Annotated in this window: 23 protein-coding genes, 2 tRNA genes and 1 pseudogene; 11 read left to right on the top strand and 15 right to left on the bottom strand. The window is 68.3% G+C overall.

Annotated features, from left to right (window positions below; translation table 11 throughout):
* Window position 1 precedes the first annotated feature (1 nt).
* Window positions 2-745, top strand: coding sequence for an SDR family NAD(P)-dependent oxidoreductase (locus tag BLV31_RS16955; protein ID WP_064061834.1), 744 nt, complete (start codon window positions 2-4; stop codon window positions 743-745).
* Window positions 746-838: 93 nt separating this feature from the next.
* Here the strand turns inward: BLV31_RS16955 and clpX are convergent, their stop codons facing one another.
* From clpX to BLV31_RS16980, 5 genes are all read right to left on the bottom strand, one after another.
* Entirely contained in the window at window positions 839-2,116 is a 1,278-nt protein-coding gene (gene clpX / locus BLV31_RS16960) for an ATP-dependent Clp protease ATP-binding subunit ClpX (RefSeq protein WP_006551142.1), read from the bottom strand.
* Window positions 2,117-2,346: 230 nt separating this feature from the next.
* On the bottom strand, window positions 2,347-3,009 hold the full coding sequence (locus BLV31_RS16965) for an ATP-dependent Clp protease proteolytic subunit (protein ID WP_016691867.1): 663 nt from the start codon (window positions 3,007-3,009) through the stop codon (window positions 2,347-2,349).
* A 46-nt stretch (window positions 3,010-3,055) separates the two neighbouring features.
* Window positions 3,056-3,682, bottom strand: coding sequence for an ATP-dependent Clp protease proteolytic subunit (locus BLV31_RS16970; RefSeq protein ID WP_016691866.1), 627 nt, complete (start codon window positions 3,680-3,682; stop codon window positions 3,056-3,058).
* 143 nt (window positions 3,683-3,825) lie between these two features.
* A complete protein-coding gene (gene tig, locus BLV31_RS16975; RefSeq protein WP_346772272.1) occupies window positions 3,826-5,211 on the bottom strand; it encodes a trigger factor in 1,386 nt (461 codons plus the stop codon).
* A 73-nt stretch (window positions 5,212-5,284) separates the two neighbouring features.
* A tRNA-Pro gene (locus tag BLV31_RS16980) sits at window positions 5,285-5,361 on the bottom strand.
* Window positions 5,362-5,500: 139 nt separating this feature from the next.
* Between BLV31_RS16980 and BLV31_RS16985 the strand changes: the two genes are divergently transcribed.
* The 6 genes and pseudogenes from BLV31_RS16985 to BLV31_RS25070 all read left to right on the top strand — a co-directional run bounded on the left by BLV31_RS16985 (window position 5,501) and on the right by BLV31_RS25070 (window position 10,725).
* A tRNA-Gly gene (locus BLV31_RS16985) sits at window positions 5,501-5,574 on the top strand.
* A 396-nt stretch (window positions 5,575-5,970) separates the two neighbouring features.
* The gene (locus BLV31_RS16990) at window positions 5,971-7,071 is read left to right on the top strand and encodes a carboxylate-amine ligase (protein ID WP_064061833.1); all 1,101 of its coding nucleotides are present in this window, start codon (window positions 5,971-5,973) and stop codon (window positions 7,069-7,071) included.
* Window positions 7,056-8,075: pseudogene (locus tag BLV31_RS16995) on the top strand (zinc-dependent alcohol dehydrogenase); the annotation flags it as partial. The gene BLV31_RS16990 and the pseudogene BLV31_RS16995, both read left to right, overlap by 16 nt.
* 12 nt (window positions 8,076-8,087) lie before the next feature.
* Window positions 8,088-8,663: a hypothetical protein gene (locus tag BLV31_RS17000; RefSeq protein WP_064061832.1), complete on the top strand. Its 576-nt coding sequence runs from the start codon at window positions 8,088-8,090 to the stop codon at window positions 8,661-8,663.
* 119 nt (window positions 8,664-8,782) lie between these two features.
* Window positions 8,783-9,889 carry a wax ester/triacylglycerol synthase domain-containing protein gene (locus BLV31_RS17005; protein WP_064061831.1) on the top strand — a complete coding sequence of 369 codons (1,107 nt, stop codon included), beginning with the start codon at window positions 8,783-8,785 and terminating at the stop codon, window positions 9,887-9,889.
* 56 nt (window positions 9,890-9,945) lie between these two features.
* A complete protein-coding gene (locus BLV31_RS25070) occupies window positions 9,946-10,725 on the top strand; it encodes a hypothetical protein (RefSeq protein WP_064061830.1) in 780 nt (259 codons plus the stop codon).
* A 48-nt stretch (window positions 10,726-10,773) separates the two neighbouring features.
* Here BLV31_RS25070 and BLV31_RS17015 read toward each other — a convergent pair whose 3' ends face one another.
* From BLV31_RS17015 to BLV31_RS17030, 4 genes are all read right to left on the bottom strand, one after another.
* Window positions 10,774-11,571, bottom strand: coding sequence for an Fpg/Nei family DNA glycosylase (locus tag BLV31_RS17015; RefSeq protein WP_024100566.1), 798 nt, complete (start codon window positions 11,569-11,571; stop codon window positions 10,774-10,776).
* 3 nt (window positions 11,572-11,574) lie between these two features.
* Entirely contained in the window at window positions 11,575-12,054 is a 480-nt protein-coding gene (locus tag BLV31_RS17020) for a ribose-5-phosphate isomerase (protein WP_006551133.1), read from the bottom strand.
* Between the two features lie 348 nt (window positions 12,055-12,402).
* A complete protein-coding gene (locus BLV31_RS17025; RefSeq protein ID WP_064062145.1) occupies window positions 12,403-12,990 on the bottom strand; it encodes a GNAT family N-acetyltransferase in 588 nt (195 codons plus the stop codon).
* A gap of 37 nt (window positions 12,991-13,027) precedes the next feature.
* Complete coding sequence (locus BLV31_RS17030; RefSeq protein ID WP_006551131.1) at window positions 13,028-13,660, bottom strand: mycothiol-dependent nitroreductase Rv2466c family protein; 633 nt, start codon at window positions 13,658-13,660, stop codon at window positions 13,028-13,030.
* Between the two features lie 159 nt (window positions 13,661-13,819).
* Here BLV31_RS17030 and BLV31_RS17035 point away from each other — a divergent pair, with 159 nt between their 5' ends.
* Together BLV31_RS17035 and pepN are read left to right on the top strand one after the other, a co-directional pair.
* A complete protein-coding gene (locus tag BLV31_RS17035; RefSeq protein WP_024100563.1) occupies window positions 13,820-15,061 on the top strand; it encodes an NAD(P)/FAD-dependent oxidoreductase in 1,242 nt (413 codons plus the stop codon).
* Between the two features lie 63 nt (window positions 15,062-15,124).
* Entirely contained in the window at window positions 15,125-17,707 is a 2,583-nt protein-coding gene (gene pepN / locus BLV31_RS17040) for an aminopeptidase N (protein WP_064060713.1), read from the top strand.
* 123 nt (window positions 17,708-17,830) lie between these two features.
* Here pepN and BLV31_RS17045 read toward each other — a convergent pair whose 3' ends face one another.
* From BLV31_RS17045 to BLV31_RS17055, 3 genes are read right to left on the bottom strand one after another with little or no spacing between them, the layout of a single operon-like run.
* A complete protein-coding gene (locus BLV31_RS17045; RefSeq protein WP_006551128.1) occupies window positions 17,831-18,304 on the bottom strand; it encodes a DUF5130 domain-containing protein in 474 nt (157 codons plus the stop codon).
* A complete protein-coding gene (ctaJ, locus tag BLV31_RS17050; RefSeq protein ID WP_064060712.1) occupies window positions 18,291-18,563 on the bottom strand; it encodes an aa3-type cytochrome oxidase subunit CtaJ in 273 nt (90 codons plus the stop codon). Before ctaJ ends, BLV31_RS17045 begins: the two co-directional genes overlap by 14 nt.
* 59 nt (window positions 18,564-18,622) lie before the next feature.
* On the bottom strand, window positions 18,623-19,252 hold the full coding sequence (locus BLV31_RS17055) for an HNH endonuclease (RefSeq protein ID WP_024100561.1): 630 nt from the start codon (window positions 19,250-19,252) through the stop codon (window positions 18,623-18,625).
* A 186-nt stretch (window positions 19,253-19,438) separates the two neighbouring features.
* Here BLV31_RS17055 and BLV31_RS17060 point away from each other — a divergent pair, with 186 nt between their 5' ends.
* Window positions 19,439-19,831 (top strand): globin, encoded by a 393-nt coding sequence (locus BLV31_RS17060; protein ID WP_006551125.1) that lies wholly within the window; start codon window positions 19,439-19,441, stop codon window positions 19,829-19,831.
* Between the two features lie 16 nt (window positions 19,832-19,847).
* Here BLV31_RS17060 and BLV31_RS17065 read toward each other — a convergent pair whose 3' ends face one another.
* Window positions 19,848-20,267 (bottom strand): cupin domain-containing protein, encoded by a 420-nt coding sequence (locus BLV31_RS17065; RefSeq protein ID WP_064060711.1) that lies wholly within the window; start codon window positions 20,265-20,267, stop codon window positions 19,848-19,850.
* Window positions 20,268-20,351: 84 nt separating this feature from the next.
* On the opposite strand from BLV31_RS17065, the gene BLV31_RS17070 reads away from it, so the two are divergent.
* Window positions 20,352-21,989 (top strand): glycoside hydrolase family 13 protein, encoded by a 1,638-nt coding sequence (locus tag BLV31_RS17070; RefSeq protein WP_064060718.1) that lies wholly within the window; start codon window positions 20,352-20,354, stop codon window positions 21,987-21,989.
* Window positions 21,990-21,996: 7 nt separating this feature from the next.
* On the opposite strand, the gene BLV31_RS17075 is transcribed toward BLV31_RS17070, so the two are convergent.
* A complete protein-coding gene (locus BLV31_RS17075) occupies window positions 21,997-22,725 on the bottom strand; it encodes a DUF8185 domain-containing protein (RefSeq protein WP_371850698.1) in 729 nt (242 codons plus the stop codon).
* Between the two features lie 2 nt (window positions 22,726-22,727).
* Window positions 22,728-23,162: an acyl-CoA thioesterase gene (locus BLV31_RS17080; protein ID WP_064060710.1), complete on the bottom strand. Its 435-nt coding sequence runs from the start codon at window positions 23,160-23,162 to the stop codon at window positions 22,728-22,730.

The following is a 23,162-nucleotide window of genomic DNA, read 5'->3' on the forward strand; positions in this document are numbered from 1 at the left end:
CATGAGACTTGCAGACAAGGTCGCGATCGTCACCGGTGGTGCCGGAGGGATCGGACGCGGCATCGTCAGAGCATTCATGGGCGAGGGTGCCCGCGTCCTGTTCGTCGACATCGACCGGCCCGCGGGTGAAGCCCTCGAAGCCGAGGTCGGCGAAGCCGGGAAATTCCTGTACGCGGACATCTCCGACGAGTCGAGCGCCGAGACGATCGTCGCGGCCGCCGTCGAGCATTTCGGAAAGCTCGACGTGCTCGTCAACAACGCGCACGCGTCCCAGCAGGCGCCACTGCTCGAGACCACACAGGAGATGCTCGACCTGTCGTTCGGCACGGGCTTCTATCCGACCTTCCGATTGATGAAGGCAGCGCACGCCCAGCTCGCCGCGAACAAGGGGTCGGTGATCAACTTCGCGTCGGGAGCCGGGATCGAAGGGAGCGCCACGCAGAGTTCGTACGCCGCTGCGAAGGAAGCGATCCGGGCGATCAGCCGGGTCGCGGCGAACGAATGGGCCGCGGAGGACATCAATGTCAACGTCATCTCGCCTCTGGCACTGACCGAGGGCGTCGAGGCGTACATCGCGGCCAACCCCGGCGTCGAGGAGGCGCTACTGGCGAAGACCCCGATGCACCGCTTCGGTGACCCGCAGGCCGATATCGGCCGTGTCGCGGTCTTTCTGGCCAGTGAGGATGCGTCCTACATGACGGGCCAGACACTCATGGTCGACGGCGGGACCATCACACTGCGCTGATCCACCGACGGACCGGATTCGACCGCCAACGACGACGAGCGCCTCGGCACTTTCGTGCCGAGACGCTCGTGCAGTTCCGAAGGGTCTTCGGAATCAGGCGGTCTTGTCGCGCCGTTCCCGATCGGTCTTGCGCGGCACGATCGTCGGAAGGACGTTGTCGTTGACGGTCTCGGCGGTGACCACGACCTTCGCGACGTCGTCGCGGCTGGGGATGTCGTACATCACGGGCAGGAGCACCTCCTCCATGATGGCGCGGAGCCCGCGGGCGCCGGTGCCACGGAGGATCGCCTGGTCGGCGATCGCTTCGAGTCCGTCCTGGGAGAACTCGAGTTCGACGCCGTCCATCTCGAACAGGCGCACGTACTGCTTGACCAGAGCGTTCTTCGGCTCCGACAGGATCTGGACGAGTGATTCCTTGTCGAGATTGGTCACCGACGCGAGGATCGGCAGACGACCGATGAACTCCGGGATCAGGCCGAACTTGATGAGGTCCTCGGGCATGACGTCGGCGAAGTGGTCGGTGGTGTCGATTTCGGCCTTCGACCGAACCTCGGCGCCGAAGCCGATGCCGCGCTTGCCGACGCGGTCGGAGACGATCTTCTCGAGACCCGCGAATGCACCCGCCACGATGAACAGCACGTTCGTGGTGTCGATCTGGATGAACTCCTGGTGCGGATGCTTGCGACCACCCTGCGGCGGGACGGATGCCTGGGTGCCTTCGAGGATTTTCAGCAGCGCCTGCTGCACGCCCTCGCCCGACACGTCGCGAGTGATCGACGGGTTCTCGCTCTTGCGGGCGATCTTGTCGACCTCGTCGATGTAGATGATGCCGGTCTCGGCGCGCTTGACGTCGTAGTCGGCGGCCTGGATGAGCTTGAGGAGGATGTTCTCGACGTCCTCACCGACGTAGCCGGCCTCCGTCAGTGCGGTGGCGTCGGCGATGGCGAAGGGCACGTTGAGCATCTTCGCGAGCGTCTGCGCGAGGTAGGTCTTGCCACAACCGGTGGGGCCGAGAAGCAGGATGTTGGACTTCGCGAGTTCGACCGTCTCACCGCGGGAGTCGCGGCCCTTGTCGCCGGCCTGGATGCGCTTGTAGTGGTTGTAGACCGCCACGGCCAGCGTGCGCTTGGCGTCATCCTGGCCGATCACGTAGTTGTCGAGGAAGTCGCGGATCTCGGCCGGCTTGGGCAGCTCGTCGAGCTTGACCTCGCTGGTCTCGGCCAGCTCCTCCTCGATGATCTCGTTGCAGAGATCGATGCACTCGTCGCAGATGTAGACACCGGGGCCCGCAATGAGCTTCTTGACCTGCTTCTGGCTCTTTCCGCAGAAGGAGCACTTGAGCAGATCTCCGCCGTCACCGATACGTGCCATCAGTCAGGTCCCTACTTCCTCGTGTGCGTGCAACCGGTCCCGCAACCACCACACGGGGCGGTCCCGGGGAGCGGGCCCTTTGATCGACCGTACCCGGATGTCGGCGCGCAGGTCGACCGGTTCTGCGCGTTTCCGGTCATATTTGTACACCACAACATGTGTCGGCGATCACAGTCCCGGCCTCGGTGGTTCCGGAAGGCACCGTGCCTTCCGGAACCGCCTGCGACGTTCTACTTCTGGGCCGAGAGCTTGCGGTACTCGAGGACCCGGTCGATCAGACCGTATTCGACTGCCTGCTCCGCCGTGAGGATCTTGTCCCGATCGGTGTCCTTGCGGATCTGCTCGGGATCCTTACCGGTGTGCTTCGAGAGCGTGTTCTCCATGAGGGTACGCATGCGCTCGATCTCGGCGGCCTGGATCTCGAGGTCGGAGACCTGTCCCTGGATGCCACCCGTCGCGGGCTGGTGGATGAGCACGCGAGCGTTGGGCAGCGCCAGACGCTTGCCGGGAGTGCCGGCGGCGAGCAGGACGGCCGCGGCGGATGCCGCCTGCCCGAGGCACACCGTGGTGATGTCGGCGCGGACGTACTGCATGGTGTCGTAGATCGCCATGAGCGAGGTGAACGAACCACCCGGCGAGTTGATGTACATGGTGATGTCGCGGTCGGGATCGAGCGACTCGAGCACCAGCAGCTGGGCCATCACGTCGTTGGCGGACGCGTCGTCGACCTGGACGCCGAGGAAGATGATGCGCTCTTCGAACAGCTTGTTGTACGGGTTGGATTCCTTGACGCCGTAGCTCGAGTGCTCGATGAACGACGGGAGGATGTAGCGGCTCGCGGGCGAGGCAGGAGCGGCGCCGCCGAGCTGGCGCGGATCGAACATGTTGGTCATCGCTTCTCCAAGAATTCGGTGGTGTGAGGGCAGATCGGGCCGGGACCTAGTTGGCGGTGCCGCCGGCCTGCTGCGCCCGGGAGACGACGTGGTCGACGAAGCCGTATTCGAGCGCCTGCTGCGCCGTGAACCAGCGGTCGCGGTCGGAGTCCTTGGTGATCTGCTCCACCGACTGGCCCGTGTGCTCCGCGATGAGCTCGGCCATCTCGCGCTTGGTGTGTGCGAACTGCTCCGCCATGATCGCGATGTCGCTCGCCGTACCACCGATGCCTGCGGACGGCTGGTGCATCATGATCCGCGCGTGCGGGAGTGCGTAACGCTTGCCCTTGGTACCGGCGGAGAGCAGGAACTGACCCATCGAGGCGGCGAGACCCATCGCGAAGGTCGCGACATCGCACTCGACGAACTTCATCGTGTCGTAGATCGCCATACCGGCGGTGACCGAACCGCCCGGTGAGTTGATGTACAGGGAGATGTCGCGGGTGGGGTCCTCGGCCGACAGCAGAAGGATCTGCGCGCACAGTTTGTTCGCGATGTCGTCGTCGACCTGGGTGCCCAGGAAGATGATGCGCTCGCGGAGCAGGCGTTCGTACACCGAGTCGCTGAGGTTCAGCCCAGCAGTGGCCGAGGTCATCGCGGGACCGATGGATGTCGCCGGATTCTGAGGAGTCACGGGTACCTGCCTTCTCGTCGATCGTGGGTTGCTGACACTGACACTAACGAAACGGGGCGGCACCGGATGCCCGGTGCCGCCCCTCTTCGCTGAAAGCGGAAATTCGTGACCCCTGGGGTTTCGAATCTCCGCGGGTCGTCCGACTACTCGGAGGCCGAGTCCTCGGTGGTCTCCGCCTCGGCGTTCTCGCCCTCGGCGTCATCGTCCTTCTTGGTGCCGAACAGCTCGGCGGTGTCGACGGTCGCACCCGTGGTGTCGGTCACGTTGGCGCGATCGACGACGGTGCCGAGCGCCTTGCCGCGGCGGACGTCGGCGAAGACGGCACCTAGCTGGTTGGCCTGGCTGATCTGCTGGATGAACTGCTCCGGCGGGATGCCGTAGCGCTGCGCCTGGAAGAAGATGCGCTCGGTCAGCTCCTGCTGCTCGACCGTGGTGTTCTCCGCCTCGGCGATCGCGTCGAGGAGCAGCTGGGTCTTCACCGAACGCTCGGCGGACTCGCGTGCTTCCTTGTCGAACTCCTCGCGGCTCGAACCCTGGGCCTCGAGCAGCTCGTTCAGCTTGGTCTCGTCGTGATCGAGCTCGTGGATCGCGTCGTGCAGCGCGCTGTCGACCTCGGCCTGGACGGCAGCCTCGGGAACCGGAATGTCGACGGTCTCGAGGAGAACCTCGAGGACCTTGTCGCGGATCTGGCCGGCCTGCTCGACCTGCTTGACGCGCTGGACGCGCTCGCGGAGGTCGGCCTCGAGCTCGCCGATGGTGTCGAACTCGCTCGCGAGCTGCGCGAACTCGTCGTCGGCCTCGGGCAGCTCGCGCTGCTTGACGGTGTTGACCTTGACGGTGACGACGGCTTCCTTACCGGCGTACTCGCCGGCGACCAGCGTGGAGGTGAACTCCTTCGACTCGCCGGCGGACAGGCCGATGATCGCCTCGTCGAGTCCGTCGATGAGCTGGCCGGAGCCGACCTCGTGCGACAGGCCCTCGGTGGCGGCCTCTGGAACCTCGTTGCCGTCGACCGTCGCGGACAGGTCGATGGAGACGAAGTCGCCGTCCTGCACCGGACGCTCGACACCCGTCAGGGTGCCGAAGCGCTGACGCAGCGACAGAAGCTGCTCGGCGATGTCCTCGTCGGTGATCTCGACGGGATCGACGGTGACGGCGATCTCGGAGAAATCGGGGAGGGTGATCTCGGGACGCACGTCGACCTCGGCGGTGAACGCCAGCTCGACGTTGTCCTCGAGCTTGGTGACGTCGATCTCGGGCTGGCTGATGACCTTGACGTCGTTCGCGGTCACGGCTTCGCTGTAGCGGCTCTGGATGGCCTCGTTGATGACCTGGTCCAGGACGGCTCCGCGGCCGACGCGGGCCTCGAGGATCTTGCGAGGTGCCTTACCGGGGCGGAAGCCCGGGATGCGGACCTGGCCGGCGAGGGCCTTGAAAGCGCGGTCGAAATCAGGCTGGAGCTCCTCGAAGGGCACCTCAACATTGATACGGACTCGCGTCGGGCTCAGCTGCTCGACGGTGCTCTTCACGGACATGCTCCTTCTGTCGTGCTCTCTTGTCGGTCGTTCGTGTCACTACTGAGCGCGCTGACGCTGTTCGATCTGGTCGGGATGACAGGATTCGAACCTGCGACCCTCCGCTCCCAAAGCGGATGCGCTACCAAGCTGCGCCACATCCCGGTCGTGAAGGCACCGCATCCGACCGCGGGACCCATCGCAGAATCCTACGGCCCCCCGATTATGAAATCCAAAGCGAGGTCCGGTACAGTCTCATCTCGCAAGCCGCAGCACCGGTCGACACCGGCGCTGCAGGCGCAACGGGGATGTAGCTCAATGGTAGAGCCCCAGTCTTCCAAACTGGCTACGCGGGTTCGATTCCCGTCATCCCCTCCACGGAGGAAGCCCGCCGGGTGCACACAGCACCGGCGGGCTTCGTCGTTCCGGACCGTCCCGTCCGGCCCAGCCCATCCGCATTCCGACGACCGCACGAACCACCGCGTCGTGATTCCTCGTCGCGTCCCTCCAGCGGACGCGACCGCGAACGGGTGGGGCGTCGTCGGATGACACCGCAGGGGGTGTGGAGGGACCGACCCCGCCCCACCTCCGGTCGGTCCCTCTCCACCATCGAATGCCGTTCTCCGGTGTGAAATCCGAGTATCGTCGTCTCACCCCCGTAGGTCAGCGGTCGGTCGAGAAGGCGCCGGCGTCAACGACGGCGCCGGCTGTACCGACGGCGCCTCGCTATGCAGGGAAGCAACGATGCCTCGGCGCCACAGACCGACTCCGGACATGCCCCCGACCCCCGCTCCGACCGTCGGCGTCGAGGAGGAGTTCTTCCTCGTCGACCCGACCTCCGAACGGCTGACCGCGAGCAACGACCTCGTCGTGGCCGCAGCCGCCCGGCTCGGACTCGACATGGACTACGAGCTCAAACGCATCCAGGTCGAGGTGAACACACCGGTCTGCCGCAGCTCGGCCGAGTTGCGCGCGCGTATCGTCGAGGGCCGGACCGTCGCAGCCGCGGCCGCGCGGGAGGCGCACGCGGGTCTGCTCGCGTCGGGTGTGTCGCCCACGCTCCAGAAGCTCGCGTCCGTGACGGATGTGCCGCGCTACCGGACGATGGCCGAGCGGTACGGACGTCTCGCCGAGGAGCAGGAGGTCTGCGGCTGCCACGTCCACGTCGGTGTCGCGGACCGCGAAACCGCCGTCCTGGTGTGCAATCACGTCCGGGTATGGTTGCCCACCCTGCTGGCCGCGACGGCCAACTCGCCCATCCATCGAGGCCGCGACACCGGGTACGCCAGTTGGCGGGCGATCATGGCCTCCCGGTGGCCGTGCGCGGGTCCTCCCCCGCGGTTCACGTCGGCGGAGCACTACGACGCGATCGTCGCCATGATGATCGAGAGCGGCAACATCCTCGATCCGGGCATGGTCTATTGGGACGTGCGTCCCTCGGCGCATCTGCCCACCGTCGAGATCCGGGTGAGCGACGTGCCGGCGACCGTCGACGAGACTGTTCTCCTGGCGATGCTCGTCCGCGCGCTCGTCGCCACCGCCGAACGAGAGGTCCGGGCGGGCATCACTGCTCCCCCGGTCGCCGACGAGGTCGTCCACGCCGCGTACCTGTGCGCTGCTCGCGAGGGGCCGACCGGACGTGCCGTCGACGTGTTCACCGGGCGGCCCACCACCGCGCAGCAGTCCTTCCGCGCCTTCCTCCGGTACATCGGCCCCCGACTCGAGGAGGCCGGCGACCGCCGGTGCGCGGTGGCGATGTGGGAGGCGATCCTCGCCCGCGGCACCGGGGCGATGCTGCAGCGACGCGCGTTCGCCCGCCGTCACGCCGTCGCCGACGTCGTCGACGCGCTCCACCGGGCGTCTATCACGGGATGATGCCCGACACCCGCGTCGGTACGACCTTCGGTCACGAGTTCGTCGGGGTGGTCCACGAGGTCGGGCCGTCGGTGCAGAACCTGAAACCCGGCGACCGGGTCATGGTCCCGTTCAACGTCTTCTGCGGGTCGTGCTTCTTCTGCGCGCGCGGCCTGTACTCCAACTGCCACAACGTCAACCCCAACGCCACCGCGGTCGGCGGCATCTACGGCTACTCGCACACCTGCGGCGGCTACGACGGCGGCCAGGCCGAGTTCGTGCGGGTGCCGTTCGCCGACGTCGGCCCAACCATCGTGCCCGACTGGATGGACGGCGAGGACGCCCTGATGCTCACCGACGCCCTCGCGACCGGCTACTTCGGTGCACAGCTGGGTGACATCGTCGAGGGCGACACGGTCGTGGTCTTCGGCGCCGGACCGGTGGGCCTGTACGCGGCGAAGTCCGCCTGGTTCATGGGTGCCGGCCGGGTCATCGTGATCGACCACCTCGAGTACCGGCTGGAGAAGGCCCGGACCTTCGCTCACGCCGAGACCTACAACTTCGCGGAGTACGACGACATCATCGTCCACCTGAAGAAGATCACCGGTCATCTCGGAGCGGACGTCGCCATCGATGCGGTCGGGGCGGAGGCCGACGGCAACTTCCTGCAGCACGTCACGGCCGCGAAATTGAAGATGCAAGGTGGCTCGCCGGTCGCGCTGAACTGGGCCATCGACGGTGTCCGCAAGGGCGGCACCGTCTCGGTGGTGGGTGCCTACGGCCCGATCTTCAGTGCCGTGAAGTTCGGCGACGCACTCAACAAGGGGCTGACCTTGCGGATGAACCAGTGCCCCGTCAAACGTCAGTGGCCCCGTCTGTTCGAGCACGTCCGCAACGGCTATCTGAAGCCGAACGACATCGTCACGCACCGTGTCCCGCTCGAACACATCCCCGAGGCCTACCACATGTTCTCGTCGAAGCTCGACAGGTGCATCAAGCCGATCATCGTCGCCGACGGGAGTTGAGGAGGATCCGCCATGGCCTACACCGCAGACAAGCCCGAACCCCCGGAGACCCCCGACCAACTGCGCGCCCGCATCCCCGGATGGGGAGTCGACCTGGATCCTCGCGATCGGCCCTCGGTGCCGAAGGAACGCTTCGCACCTGAGACGACCGGCGCGCACTGGGACTTCCCCGAACGCCAGCCCGGGTACGAGACCCGCGAACGCTCGATCGAGCATGCCTTCGTCACCCCGGTCTTCGGCACCACGGCGCCGCTGAAGGGACTGTCCGGCGTCGTGCGCAGGCACGCCTACCGCCGCTACAGCGAAGGCCGCGCCGCGCACTGGTTGCTCCTGATCGGCGCCGACCGCATCGACGTCGCCGAGAGCCGGGTCCGGGCCCTGATGCAGGGCCGTCCCGACAATCCCGTGACCGAGAGCGGGATCCGGTCGGAGATCACCGCGCACGGCGGGGCGTCGAGGCGGCGGAGTTCGCGTGCCGACGTCAACCACCAGTGGCTCGATCCGTTCGTCTCCGGCGCACCGTGGATCGCCGCAGCGGGTCTGGGCGCAGCGGTGGTGGTACGCCGGAAAGGGCACTCACGGAGGTGAGAACCGGCACGTGGGGAGATCCCGAATCCAGCAACGACGTGTCACCTTTTCGACTCGATAGTGCAAAGCGAGAGTCAAGCAGGGGTGTGCGTCGTTCACGATATGAGACCGTCCCTCTTGTGAAGGACACCTCCGACGACCTCCCCCGGGCCCTCTCTCCCGGCGCCTCCGTCGTCGCCGCGGTCCTTCTCGATGCCACCCCCGACTGGGATCGGGTCGCCGCCGTGCTCGCGCCCGGCAACCACGAGTCGCCCAGTTTCCGGCACCGGGTGGTGGAACTGCCGTTCGGGCTCGATCCGCCGCGCCGCGCCGGGCATCCCGACTCGGATCCGCCGTGGCATCTCGAGCGGGTCGCCCTGCCCGCCCCGGCGACTTTCGAGGAGGTACTCGCCTACGCCCGCACGGCCCCCGACCCCTCGGGTCTCCGGCACCCGCGCTGGGAACTGACCTTGCTCGACGGCCTCGGCGGTGGCCAGTCGGCGCTGGTGATCCGGCTCCGGCATCTCGGCTCGGCACCCTCACCCGGTCAGTCCGAGTCCATGTTGTCGTGGGCGAGATCGGTGTCCGAACAGGGCGTCGAGTCGTTCCGCACCGCGGCGCACATGTTCACCTCGCTGGGCACCGGATTGATCAACGCCCTGCTCGGACGCACCGGCGACCACGAGGAGCCCGCACCCCGCGCGCCGCGACTGCACGTACTCGACGCGGATCTCGCCGCCCTGCGTCACGCCTGCGAACGCGCGGGCTGCCGCGTGTCGAGCGGGTTCTCCACTGCGATGCTCCTCGCGTGCAGCGAGTACCGGCGGCGGCACGGCCGCTCGATCGGCGATCTGCGTGTCGTCGTCCCCGGGCCGGACGGCGGGGCGGTGCCTATGGCACCCGAGGACGAGGCGGACATCCACGCGATGGACACGGTCGATCTCATGCGACGCATCGACATCTCGTTCCCGTCCTCCGCCGGAGCACACTCCGACATCGCCGTCGGTCCGCGGGACGTGGTGGTGTCCACGCTCCCCGGTTCCCACGCGCCGCTCTACGTCGGCGGCGCGAAGATCGAGCGGTACTACGGCTTCGGTGCGGCCGACGGCGCGATGATGACCGCGTCGGCGATGTCCTATCGCGACACCTGCTGCATGGGCCTGGCGGTGGACCCCACGGTCGTCCCCAACCGCGATTCGTTCGATTCGTGCCTGCAGGAAGGGATGCGCGCGGTCCTCGGGGAGTGACTCCCCGCGTCGGTACGCTGGAGGACAGGACCCTCCCCCACCGGAAGGATCGGGCCGTGGAACTTCTGCTCATCCTCGCCGCCATCGGTGCCGTGGTGTACTTCGTCTCCCGCTCCCAGAAGAGCACCACCCGTCACCGCACCGTCACCCTCGACGACGCCAAGGCCGACGCACGGCAGGCGATCGAGCGTCTCGGCGGCCAGATCTACAACCTGACCGGCACCGACGACGCCTCGCGTCAGGCGCTGGCGGACGCCTCCGAGCGCTTCACCGCCGCCGGCTCCCAGATCGAGCAGGCGAACTCGCCGATGCAGGCGCGTCTCGCGAAACAGACCGCGCTCGAAGGTCTGTACTACATCCGAGCTGCGCGCCTGGCGATGGGCATGGACCCGGGGCCGGAGATCCCAACGCTCGACGGACAGAAGTCCGCCGGCGAGGTCACCGAGAAGCGCACCGTCGACTTCGAGGGCCGCACCATCGCCGCGTCGCCGTCACCGTCCTCCGCGACGCCGAACTACTACCCCGGCGGCCGCGTCGCGGGCCGGCCTGTCCCTGCGGGCTGGTATTCGGAGCCGTGGTGGAAGCCCGCCCTGGTCGCGGGCGCGTGGGGCGTCGGCTCGATGCTGCTCTTCTCGACGATGTTCGCCGGGATGGCCGGTGTCCCCTACGACGCGCAGGCATTCGAATCCGGTGTCGGTGATCCGTCGGCGGAGACAGGTGCCGGCGACGACTTCGGCGGTGGTGACGAGTACGGCGGGGGCGACGAGTACGGAGGCGGTGACGACTTCGGTGGCGGAGACGGCGGCGGATTCGATTTCGGGGGCTTCGATTTCTGAGTCGGATCTGCTGAGTCGGATCTGCTGAGTCGGGTCAGCTGAGTCGGGTCAGCTCGGCTGACAGACCGGGCACCAGAACAGGTTCCGCGCCTGCATGACCGAGTGCAGAACGGGAGTCCCGCAGATCCGGCAGGGTTCGCCGGCACGGCGGTAGACGTACGTCCGGGGCCTGTTCTTGGCGTAGGCCGGTGCGCCGTGGTCGTGTTCGGGTCGCACGACGTGCATGCGCCCGTGCTCCACACCGACGTTCATCAGTTCGACGAGGTCGGCCCAGATCGCGTCGAACTCTCTGCGGGACAGCTTGTTTCCCGGACGTTCCGGATGGATGCCGTGACGGAAGAGCACTTCTGCGCGGTAGACGTTGCCGACGCCGGCGATGACGGCCTGGTTCATGAGCAACGCGCCGATCGCGGTGCGTGATCTGCCGATACGGCGCCATGCCCGCTCGGGATCGGCGTCGGGTCGCAGCGGGTCTGGACCGAGCCGGGCCTCGATCGCCTCGACCTCGCCGGGGGTGAGCACCTCGCACGCCGCCGGACCACGCAGGTCGCTGCCGTGGCGCGCGCCGATCATCCGCATCCGCACCTGTCCGACCGGTTCGCCGAGCGGCAACTCGCGGTCGGTGAACTCACCGTAGATACCGAGGTGCACGTGGACGGCGAGACCGCCCTCGTAGTGGTGGAAGAGATGCTTGCCCCACGCGTCCGCGTGGGTCAGGACGCGCCCGTCCACGGCGGCGGCACCGTCGGCGAACCGCCCCTGCGGACTGGACACCCGCACCGGCGCACCCGAGTACCACTCGTGGTGCAGCCGGGCAAGCCGGTGCAGGATGTGTCCTTCGGGCACGGATCAGGCAGGTGCGCCGGGAACTGCCGGAGCCTCGCCGGTCTTCTCGTACTCGGCGAGGATGTCGATACGGCGCTGGTGACGCTCCTCGTTCGACCACTCGGTCGACAGGAAGGCGTCGACGATCGCGAGGGTCTCCTCGAGGCTGTGCATGCGGCCACCGATGCCGATGAGCTGCGCGTTGTTGTGCTCGCGCGCAAGCTTGGCGGTGTCGACGCTCCAGGCGAGGGCGCAGCGCGCACCTCGCACCTTGTTGGCGGCGATCTGCTCGCCGTTACCGCTGCCACCGAGCACGATACCGAGGCTGCCCTCGTCGGCGACGGTGCGCCGAGCAGCCTCGATGCAGAAGGCCGGGTAGTCGTCGAGGGCGTCGTACTCGAACGCACCGCAGTCGATCGGCTCATGGCCGTTCTTCTTCAGGTGCTCGATGATCTCATTCTTCCGTTCGAAGCCCGCGTGGTCGGCTCCCAGGTAAACGCGCATGGGCCGAGTCTAACGAGACTCGTCCGCTCGCCCGCAGGCGCCGTTCGCCGTGCGAGGGGCGGGTCGGAGCACACCCCGCCGGGGCGGGTCAGAGGGCACCACGCCGGGGGCGGTTCAGAGGGCACCACGCCGGGGGCGGGTCAGAGGGCACCACGCCGGGGGCGGGTCAGAGGGCACCGTAGCGCGGCGGGTGGGTGCCGCTGGCAGTCCGGAGGCCGCGAGCCGTGATGCATCACGGTAGTCCGCGCCCGACCCGAAGCCGAGAATCGAATTCGGAGTGAGCACAAGTCTGTACGGCGGAGCGTTGCGACCTTCGGTCGCGAGCGTGGCGAACCCCGCCCCGGCAGGTCAGCGGCGCATCGCCCAGACCTTCGGGCCGCCGTCCGGCAGCTCCACGACAGCGGTAACGACGAATCCGAGACGTTCGTAGAGCGCGACGTTCGCCTCCGAGGAGGTCTCCAGACAGGCCGCGACCCCCTGCCGCTCGGCCGCGCGAAGTCCTGGTTCGAGGACGGCCCGTCCCAGGCCGCGCCCCTGCGAGGCGGGATCGACGCCCACCGTGGCCAGGAACCACCCTGGCTCGCTCGGTTGCAGTTCCGCGGTGGCCTGCTCGGCCAGTTCGGCGGCGCGGGCACGATCACCCCGCAGCTCCGTCACCCGATCGGAGACGGACGTGAACGCCTCCTCGAGTCCGGTGGAGCCGGGCGTCGTCCAGACGGCCACGGCGTCGACGTCGTCGGAGACCCATACCTCGCCGCAGCGCATGCCGATCTCGGCGAGGAAGAGCCCTTGGAGGTCGCGGACCCGGGTCTCGTGGTCCCGGCCGTCGACGGTGTAGCGGGTGAACGGATAGTCGCGGAACGCTCGTCCGAGCGTTGCCGTCGCCTTCTCGACATCGTGCACCGTCGCCGGCCGGACCACATGATCGTTCGACACGCCGTTGCACTCTACCGAGCGCCACGGCGGTGCCCGGTCAGGAGAAGTCGGGCTCCTCGTCGCGGCTGCGCTTGAGCTCGAAGAAGTGCGGGTAGGACGCGAGGGCAACCACACCGTCCCATACCTTGCCGGCCTCTTCCCCGCGCGGGATCTTCGACAGGACGGGCCCGAAGAAGGCGATGCCGTTGACATGGATCGTCGGGGTACCGACGTCCTGGCCCACCTTGTCCATGCCGGCGTGATGGCTCGTGCGCAGAGCCTCGTCGTAGGCGTCGCTGTCGGCGGCCTCGGCCAGCGAGGCGTCGAGGTCGAGTTCGGCGAGCGACGCGGCGATCACGTCCGCGAAGTCCTTGTTGCCCTCGTTGTGGATGCGGGTGCCCATCGCCGTGTACAGCGGGGAGAGGATGTCGTCGCCGTACTTCTGCGCCGCAGCGATCGCGACGCGCACCGGGCCCCAGGCTTTCGTCATCAGCTCGGCGTACTCCTCCGGCAGGTCGCGCCCCTCGTTCAGCACGGCCAGGCTCATGACGTGGAAACGCGCCTCGATGTCGCGCACCTTCGTGACCTCGAGGATCCAGCGCGAGGTGATCCAGCACCACGGGCACAACGGATCGAACCAGAAGTCGGCGATGTCCTTGCCGGTCGAGGACGCGGCGGTCAGGTCGCTCAAGAGATCTCCTCACAAGAGTTCGTACGGGCCGGACAACTACAAGCATGTTCAACACGGCCCCGTCGACGATTCTTCCTGAACCGGGCCGTAGTGCGGGCGGTAGCCGTAACGTCGGAGCCGGGAAGCAGGTCCGGCACGCATCACAGCGGAGGCACCACGATGTCGGGTGAGGAAACGTTTCTGATCGTCGGCGCGGGTCTGGCCGGCGCCAAGCTGGCAGAGGAACTGCGCGCCCGCGACTTTCCCGGGCGCATCCTGCTCATCGGCGCGGAGGAGCACCTGCCCTATGAGCGACCGCCGTTGTCGAAGGACTACTTCGCCGGACGCAAGCAACTCGCCGACTTCACGGTGCACGACGGCGACTGGTACCGCGACCACCGCGTCGAACTGCTGCTCGGCACGAAGGTCACCGCGATCGATCCGGCCGCCCACACGGTGACGCTGCCCGACGGGTCGACGCTCCACTACGACAAGCTCGCGCTCGCCACGGGCTCGACGCCCCGCACGGTCCCGATTCCCGGAGCCGACGCCGAACGCGTGTACGTCATGCGCACCATCGAGGACTCCGATGCGCTGCTCACCGCGATCCAGGGCGAGACCGACCACGCGGGATGGCTGGCCGTCATCGGCGCGGGATGGATCGGCATGGAGATCGCCGCGAACGCCCGCGACCGGGGCGCGGGCGTGGTGGTCGCGGAGACCGCGAAGCAACCCCTGTCCGGTGCCCTCGGCGAGGAGATGGGTGCGGTGTTCGCCGACCTGCACCGCGCGCACGGTGTCGATCTGCGGACGAACACCTCGGTGCGCGAGATCGTCGCCTACGACGGTCGCGCGAGCGGCATCCGGTTCGGCGACGACAGTGTGGTGCCCGCCGACGCCGTGCTCGTCGCGGTCGGGGCGCGCCCGAACATCGAGCTGGCCCGCGACGCCGGACTCGCGGTGGACGACGGCGTGCTCGTCGACGCGTCGCTGCGGACGAGCGACCCGGACATCGTCGCCGTCGGCGACATCGCGTCGGCGGAGCATCCGCTGCTCGGCACCCGTGTGCGCGTCGAACACTGGGCGAACGCCCTGAACCAGCCGGCCGTCGCGGCCGCGACGATGCTCGGACGTGAGGCGACCTACGACCGGCTCCCATATTTCTTCACCGACCAGTACGACCTTGGCATGGAGTATGTCGGGCTCGCGCCCCGCGACGCGCGGGTGGTCACCCGCGGCGACGTGCCGGGACGGCAGTTCCTCGCGTTCTGGCTCGACGACGAGCAGCGGGTCCGGGCGGGGATGAACGTCAACATCTGGGATGCCGGGGACGACCTCCGCGCACTCATCGCCTCCGGGCGGCCCGTCGACGTCGGCCGGCTGACGGACACCACGGTGCCGTTGTCCGACGTCGCTCCGTGAGGGTTCGCCGATCATGATGGGATGGACGCCGACCGACATTCCGTCGTGAGAAGGAGTTCTCCCGTGGCACCACCGAATCTGACCCGCGAGCAGGCCGCCGAACGGGCCGCGATCCTGTCCGTCGACAACTACAGCATCGAACTGGATCTCACCGACGGTGCCGGCGCGCCGGGCACCACGACCTTCCGATCGGTGACCACCGTGCGATTCGACGCGACCGAGGGAGCCTCGACGTTCATCGACCTCATCGCGAAGACCGTGCATTCGGCGACCCTCAACGGCGACCCCGTCGACGTGTCCGGATACTCCGAGGAGACCGGCATCGCCCTTACCGGGCTCGCCGCTCACAACGAACTCGTCGTCGACGCCGACTGCCTGTACACGAACACCGGCGAGGGCCTGCACCGGTTCGTCGACCCCACCGACGACGCGGTGTACCTGTACTCGCAGTTCGAAACGGCCGACGCCAAGCGGATGTTCGCGTGCTTCGACCAGCCCGATCTCAAGGCCACCTTCGACCTGCAGGTCACCGCGCCGCAGGACTGGGCCGTGATCTCCAACGCCGACACCGTACAGACGGCGGCCGCGCAGCCGGGTCTGCACATCTTCCGCACCACCCCGCGGATGAGCACCTATCTCGTCGCGCTCATCGCCGGTCCGTATGCCGTGTGGTCCGACGAGTACACCGACGAGCACGGCACCATCCCGCTGCGCATCTTCTGCCGAGCGTCGCTCGCGGAGTACATGGACGCCGACCGGCTGTTCACCGAGACCAAACAGGGCTTCGGCTTCTACCACGCCAACTTCGGGATCCCCTACGCCTTCGGCAAGTACGACCAGCTGTTCGTGCCCGAGTTCAACGCCGGGGCGATGGAGAACGCCGGAGCGGTGACCTTCCTGGAGGACTACGTCTTCCGGTCCAAGGTCACCCGCTACTCCTACGAGCGCCGCGCCGAGACCGTCCTGCACGAGATGGCGCACATGTGGTTCGGCGACCTCGTCACTATGCGCTGGTGGGACGACCTGTGGCTCAACGAGTCGTTCGCGACGTTCGCGTCGGTGCTGTGCCAGGCCTCGGCCACCGAGTACACCAACGCGTGGACGACCTTCGCGAACGTCGAGAAGTCGTGGGCCTACCGGCAGGACCAGCTGCCGTCGACGCACCCGATCGCCGCCGACATCCCCGACCTCGCCGCGGTCGAGGTCAACTTCGACGGCATCACCTACGCCAAGGGCGCGTCGGTGCTCAAGCAGCTCGTCGCCTATGTGGGGCAGGAGCCCTTCCTCGCCGGTCTGCGCGAGTACTTCCGCGACCACGCCTACGGCAACGCCACCTTCGACGACCTGCTCGCCGCGCTGGAGAAGGCCTCCGGCCGCGACCTGTCGGACTGGGGTGCCCAGTGGCTCAAGACCACCGGCCTGAACATCCTGCGACCGGACTTCGAGGTCGACGACCAGGGACACTTCACGCGTTTCGCGGTGGTGCAGGAAGGTGCCCAGCCCGGCGCCGGTGAGTTCCGCGTGCACCGCCTCGCGATCGGTGTGTACGACGACGACGGCTCCGGCAAGCTCGTCCGCACGCACCGCGTGGAGATCGACGTCGACGCCGCCGAGCGCACCGAGGTCCCCGATCTGGTGGGCGTGCCGCGCGGCGCGTTCGTCCTCGTCAACGACGACGACCTGACGTACTGCTCGGTGCGGCTCGACGAGGAGTCGCTCGCGACCGTCATAGACCGGGTCGGCGACATCGCCGAGTCGCTGCCGCGCACCCTGGTGTGGTCGGCGGCGTGGGAGATGACCCGTCAGGCCGAGATGAAGGCGCGCGATTTCGTCGCCCTCGTGCAGCGCGGTATCGCCGCCGAGACCGAGGTCGGTGTCGTCCAGCGTCTGCTCATGCAGGCGCACACCGCGCTGGAGAGCTACGCCGACCCGTCCTGGGCCGCGGAGCAGGGCCGGGCGGACTTCGCCAACCGTCTGCTCGAGCTCGCCCGCGAGTCCGTCGCCGGCTCCGACCATCAGCTCGCGTTCGTCAACGCGCTGACCACCGCGTACCTGTCTCCCTGGCACACCGAGGTGCTCGAGGAGCTGCTGGGCGCCGATCCGGCGACGGTCGGCCTGCCCGGGCTGACGGTCGACACCGATCTGCGCTGGCGGATCGTCCAGGCGCTCGCCGCGGCGGGTGAGGTCGACGGCGAGGGCGTGGAGTCGCCGTTCATCGACGCGGAGGCCGAACGCGACCCGACGGCCGCGGGTGCCCGCCAGGCGGCGGCCGCCCGCGCGGCCCGTCCGCAGGAGGCCGTCAAGGAGCAGGTGTGGCAGACCGTCGTGCACGACGACAGCGTCCCGAACATCACGGCGCGCGCCGTGATCGGCGGTTTCGCCCCGGCCGGTCAGGGCGAATTGCTCGAGCCGTACGTCGCGCGGTACTTCGCGGAGGTGCCGGGAGTGTGGGAGCGCCGTTCGAGCGAGGTCGCGCAGACCGTCGTGATCGGGCTCTACCCGTCGTGGTCGATCAGTGAGCAGTCGGTGGCTGCGGCAGACGAGTTCCTCGCCGGCGACCATCCGCCGGCGCTGCGCCGGCTCGTCGTCGAGGGTCGTGCCGGGGTCGTGCGCTCGTTGAAGGCACGCGCGTTCGACGCGTCCTGACGCGACGACCTCACCGAACGACCGTGGGCGGTGCCCACATGAGACGCCCACATGAGACGACTGTGGCCCGCCGCCTCTCCTTCGCGGAGTGGCAGCGGGCCACAGATGGTCGTGGGCTCCGGACTAGGGAGCGACCATGGCGTTCGCGATGACGCGGACGGCACTGGTGATGCCGTCGAGCAGATTCCCCTGGCCGAAGGACGACACGGCCGCGGTCACGCCGAGCTGCAGCACCCGGTCGGTGGCGCGGTCGGCGGCGGTGCGACCCGAGCGGATCTCGATGCTCCGCTGGTTCGGGAAGACGGCGACGAGGACCGAGTTGTCGGCGTCCGGCGTCGTCGGCAGCAGGGCGTCGGTCGCCGCGGCCGGATTCTCGTCGTCACCGATGTAGACGGTGAACCGCACATTGGTGATCCGCGTCGCGTGCGTGAGCGTGTCGTCGAGGGTGATGAGGTCGCGGTCCTTGAAGGGCGCACCCGTGAAGGCCTGACCGAGACCGCGCACGGCGGAGATGCGTCCGCTCGCGGTGAGTGCCGCACCGTGCGGCAGGTTCTCCGGCGCGACGACCGGACGCTGGATCACGTCACCACTTGCCACTTGCGGTACCTCCGATCAGCTCCGCCGAGGTCAGAGCGGCATGACCGTGACCATAATGCGGGTATTTCCAGGGATGGGTCGATTCGTCGGTCGCGGTCCACAGGAGCGGTCCGTGCTCCCATTTCCGGTCGAGCGTGTACGGGTCGTCCGACGGCGTGGAGCCCGGGTACTTGCTCAGGACGAAGGACAGCCCACCGAAGACCAAGACGATCAGCAGCGGGATGCCGACGAAGATCAGGGTTGTCTCGAGAATGCTCACAGCCAAACGTTAGCCCAGCCGGGCCCGAAAGGCCTCATATGCCCCGGAGAACGGCCCGATCAGGCCGCGCCCTCCCCCAGATAGGGCAGCCAGGTGGGGTGCAACTCGGGCAGGGTGGCGAGCAGGCGCCAGTGCCGGCCCTTGGGCGGATTCGGCACCACACGCAGGGTCCATCCGAGTTCGGTGAGCAGCTTGTCGGCCTTGCGGTGGTTGCACGGCGCGCAGCATGCGACGCAGTTCTCCCAGGTGTGCTCGCCGCCTCGGCTGCGCGGCACGACGTGGTCGATCGTCTCGGCCTTGCCCCCGCAGTAGGCGCACCGGTTCAGGTCGCGGTGCATGAGCGCGGCCCGGGTGAGCGGCACCCGCGCGTGATACGGAACGCGTACATAGTTGCGCAGACGGATCACCGATGGCAGCTGCACGGACCATTCTGCCGACCGCACCAGCGGGGCGAGCGGATCGTCGTGCACGGTATCGGCCTTGCCCCCGGCCATCAGGACCACGGCCCTGCGAGCGGGCAGGGCCGTGAGTGGCTCGTAGGTGGCGTTGAGCAGCAACACTCGACGTTTCAACCAGTCGGGTACCGTCGCGGTGCTGTCGTGCACCACGCGCAGTGTGGTAGCCCCCGGCACCCCTGCAGGGGCGTCCGCGGGCGGGAGTTGTCGATGCGAGCTGCTGCTGTGCTTCATACGACCTCCGAAAAGACTGGGAACAGTGGACCACGGATGCTCCCGAATCGCACCCCAAATCAGCGGACCGGTCCAGGTCGGGCCGGTGAACATCCGGTGACGGTCCCGCCCGGCACGGCTCGTCGGGCGGTGTGCGGTCGGGAGCGGGCACAATGGACGGTCGAGAGGGACGGTGAACGAATACAGATGAGTGACGAGCAGACCTTCTACGAGGCGGTCGGTGGCGCCGAGACGTTCCGCCGGCTCACTGCACGGTTCTACGAGGAGATCGCACGGGACGAGATCGTCCGGCCCCTGTATCCCGAGGAGGATCTCGGTCCGGCCGAACGACGCATGCGGATGTTCCTCGAGCAGTACTGGGGCGGCCCGCGCACCTACTCCGAGGAGCGGGGCCACCCGCGGCTGCGCATGCGTCATCATCCCTTCCGGATCGGGCCGCTCGAGCGCGACGCCTGGTTGCGCTGCATGCACACCGCGATCGCATCGATCGACGAGAAGACGCTCGACGACGAGCACCGCCGGCAGCTCGTCGACTACATGAACATGGCGGCCGACTCGATGATGAATTCCCCCATCTGACCGAGGTCGGCGCAGCTCAGCGGCCCAGAATCCGGCGCAGGCGGTCCTCCACCTTCTGGGTGAACCGCGCCGCCGGCGACAGGTGACGACGCAGGACGGCGTGCTTGCGCACGTATTCGGGGACCTCCCACAGAGCGGTGGTCCCGGCTCGGAAGATCGCCGCGTCCCCGGCACGCAAGGTGCGCGGCTCGGAGTCTGCGGACGAGACGATGACCGAGCCCTCCACGATGTGAACAATCTCGTCGACGCCGAAATGCCAGTCGAAGCGACCGGCCGTGCAGTCCCACACGTGTGTGGTGGTGGTGCGGTCGGCGCTGGTCGCCCACTGACCGCTGCGCGCCACGGGCGCGCCCTCGCGGATCCACGCAGGGTCGATCGGGTCGTCGCGCAGCTCCACGTCGTCCAACCGGACCGCGACGATCGATGTCGTATTCATGCCGTTCGTCCTATCATGCGGGCAGGCCCGGACGGAACGGCCGCGGCCACGTTCGCCCTGCCTTTCGCCCTGTCGTCTGACACGATGAGTCCCGTGGCCCACCCCGCAGCACCGACCTCCGGACGAGGCGACCCGACGGCGCCGTGGTGGCGCAACGCTGTCTTCTACCAGGTCTATCCCCGCTCGTTCGTCGATGCGAACGGTGACGGCATCGGCGACCTCGCGGGGGTGCGCAGCCGCCTCGGCTATCTCGAACTGCTCGGTGTCGACGCGATCTGGCTCAACCCGGTGATGCGTTCACCGATGGCCGACCACGGCTACGACGTCTCCGATCCTCGCGACATCGACCCGCTGTTCGGGGACATCGCCGATCTCGAAGCGCTGGTCGCCGACGCCCACGCGCGCGGCATCCGGGTGGTGATGGACCTCGTGCCGAACCACGTCAGCGTCGAGCACCGCTGGTTCCGGGCCGCGCTCGAAGCCGGGCCGGGCAGCCGTGAACGCCGGCGCTTCCACTTCCGCGACGGGCGCGAACCGGACGGCAGCGCACCACCGAACAACTGGCCGAGCGTCTTCGGCGGGCCGGCCTGGACCCGCATCACCGAACCCGACGGCACGCCCGGTCAGTGGTATCTGCACGTCTTCGCTCCCGGGCAGCCCGATCTGAACTGGGACGACGAGGAGGTCGTCGAGGACCTCGACAAGACCCTGCGGTTCTGGCTGGACCGGGGCGTGGACGGTTTCCGGATCGACGTGGCCCACGGGATGGCCAAGCCCGCAGATCTTCCCGACCACGAGGGGTGGGAGACCAACGAACTGCTCGGGCACTCCCCCGCCGACCCTCGGTTCAACAATCCCGAGGTGCACGACATCCACCGCCGCATCCGGCGGGTCCTCGACGAGTATCCGGACTCGGTGGCGATCGGTGAGATCTGGGTCGACGACCACGAACGGTTCGCCGAGTACCTGCGCCCGGACGAACTGCATCTCGCCTTCGACTTCCACCTGACGCTGTCGGACTGGGACGCCGACGCCGTCCGCGACGCGATCGAGAAGGGCCTGGCGGCGGTGACGTCGGTGCATGCCTCACCGACGTGGACGCTGTCGAACCACGACGTCGACCGCGAGGTCACTCGCTACGGAGGCGGTGAGGTCGGGCTCGCGCGGGCACGCGCGATGATCCTCGTCGCCCTCGCGCTCCCGGGAGCAGTGTTCGTCTACAACGGTGCCGAACTGGGGTTGCCGAACGTCGACCTGCCCGACGAGGTGCTGCAGGATCCGGTCTGGGAGCGATCCGGCCACACCGAGCGCGGACGCGACGGATGCCGCGTGCCGCTGCCGTGGGAGGGCGAAACACCGCCCTTCGGGTTCACCTCCGCCGGGTCCGCGTGGCTGCCCCAGCCGCCGGAGTGGTCGGCGCTCACCGTCGAGAAGCAACTCGAGGATGCGGGCTCGACGCTCTCGCTGTACCGCCAGGCGATCGAGATCCGTACGGAGCGAAGGCGATCCATCAGCACGGAGCGAAGGCGATCCGAGGGCGGTGGGATCGGCTGGTACGGAAGCCCGGCGGGGTGCCTGGCCTTCCGCCGTTCCGACGGCCTGACCTGTGTTCTCAACGCCGGCGACGTCGCGGTCGATCTGCCTCCCGGCGAGGTGCTGCTCGCGAGTGCGCCGCTCACCGGACACGCACTGCCACCGGACACCGCCGCCTGGTTGGCGTGAGGCTCCCTCAGAGGACGCTCAGACCGAGCCCCCCGCCGCGGCGCAGATAGACCGACCCGAAGCGGGCGTCGAGGCGCATCCAGGTGGCGGACGCCCGGACCCGGACCACCTCGGCGGGATCGATACCCGTCGAGTCGACGCTGTCACGACCGGAACCCGGCACGAAGCCCATCGCACCGAGCGCGAACACCATGCGCATCGGCACACCCACGGTCGTCCCGGCACCGCTCACCTCGAGAACCTCTTGGGCGAGCAACGACGCCGGCGGTCCCTGCGCGCCGTGCTCGCGGGTGAGCGCGACGCCGCGTTGCGCGAGTGCGACGAGGATCCGTGCCGGCACGTCGTCGACGTGGACGTAGCCGTCGTCGGGTGGAAGTGCGCCGCGCCAGGCGGAATCCATCCCCCAGCCCGGGTCGACCTCGGTGCGCGGTTCGGACCCGGCGAGAAGCGCGGCCCGCAGCGACTCGGCGGCCACGCAGGTGTCGGCCGGAGCCACGGTTCCGCGGACGACGCGTCCGGCGAGCACCTCGAAACCGGTGCGTGTCCACACACCGAGCAATCCGTCGCCGCGGCGGCGCAACCGCACCACGGCAGCCTCGTCGAGACGCGCGGCCCGGGCCAGGAATGCGGCGAGGTCGACGCTGTCGTCGGGGTCGGCGAGCGTCAGGAGGCGCTCTGCGCGTCGGATCCGGTCGTCGGTCACGTCGGCCTCGTCCCTCGTCAATTGCGGTGCCACCGTCAGTTTCGTTGCCACTGACGCAGGAACTCGCGTTCGTCGTCGCTGAGCCGGCGCAGGCGCTGGGTCTCGATGTCGAACGCCGCGATCTGGGTGGACGCGACCACCGCCGGCTCCGAGTCGACCGGGGCACCGCCCGGCCGCACCTCGTACCCGATCGTGAAGTCGACCGCGCGTACCTTCTCGGTCCACATCAGCACGTCGAGCGGACCGTCGTCGTGGCGCAACTGCCCTCGGTAGCGGACGTGGAGATCGGCGATGACGGCCCCCTCGCGCAGGTCCCGGGTGGGGCGACCGTCGGCGAACAACCACGGGATCCGCGCTTCTTCGAGGAGGGTGACCATCCGCGCGTGATTGATGTGCTGGAAGACGTCCATGTCGGACCACCGCACCATCACCTCGGTGTGGAAACCGAACTGTTCGCCCGCACCGCTCAC

This window comes from Rhodococcus pyridinivorans (assembly GCF_900105195.1).
Lineage (GTDB): Bacteria > Actinomycetota > Actinomycetes > Mycobacteriales > Mycobacteriaceae > Rhodococcus > Rhodococcus pyridinivorans.

Bases quoted from the DNA above. Each gene is read 5' to 3' on its own strand.
- BLV31_RS17055 (WP_024100561.1), bottom strand. From the start codon at position 19,252: ATGAAGCACAGCAGCAGCTCGCATCGACAACTCCCGCCCGCGGACGCC.
- BLV31_RS17020 (WP_006551133.1), bottom strand. From the start codon at position 12,054: ATGCGCGTTTACCTGGGAGCCGACCACGCGGGCTTCGAACGGAAGAAT.
- clpX (WP_006551142.1), bottom strand. From the start codon at position 2,116: ATGGCACGTATCGGTGACGGCGGAGATCTGCTCAAGTGCTCCTTCTGC.
- BLV31_RS17060 (WP_006551125.1), top strand. From the start codon at position 19,439: ATGAGTGACGAGCAGACCTTCTACGAGGCGGTCGGTGGCGCCGAGACG.
- BLV31_RS16990 (WP_064061833.1), top strand. From the start codon at position 5,971: ATGCCCCCGACCCCCGCTCCGACCGTCGGCGTCGAGGAGGAGTTCTTC.
- BLV31_RS17000 (WP_064061832.1), top strand. From the start codon at position 8,088: ATGGCCTACACCGCAGACAAGCCCGAACCCCCGGAGACCCCCGACCAA.
- BLV31_RS17065 (WP_064060711.1), bottom strand. From the start codon at position 20,267: ATGAATACGACATCGATCGTCGCGGTCCGGTTGGACGACGTGGAGCTG.
- BLV31_RS17035 (WP_024100563.1), top strand. From the start codon at position 13,820: ATGTCGGGTGAGGAAACGTTTCTGATCGTCGGCGCGGGTCTGGCCGGC.
- BLV31_RS16965 (WP_016691867.1), bottom strand. From the start codon at position 3,009: ATGACCAACATGTTCGATCCGCGCCAGCTCGGCGGCGCCGCTCCTGCC.
- BLV31_RS17070 (WP_064060718.1), top strand. From the start codon at position 20,352: ATGAGTCCCGTGGCCCACCCCGCAGCACCGACCTCCGGACGAGGCGAC.
- BLV31_RS16955 (WP_064061834.1), top strand. From the start codon at position 2: ATGAGACTTGCAGACAAGGTCGCGATCGTCACCGGTGGTGCCGGAGGG.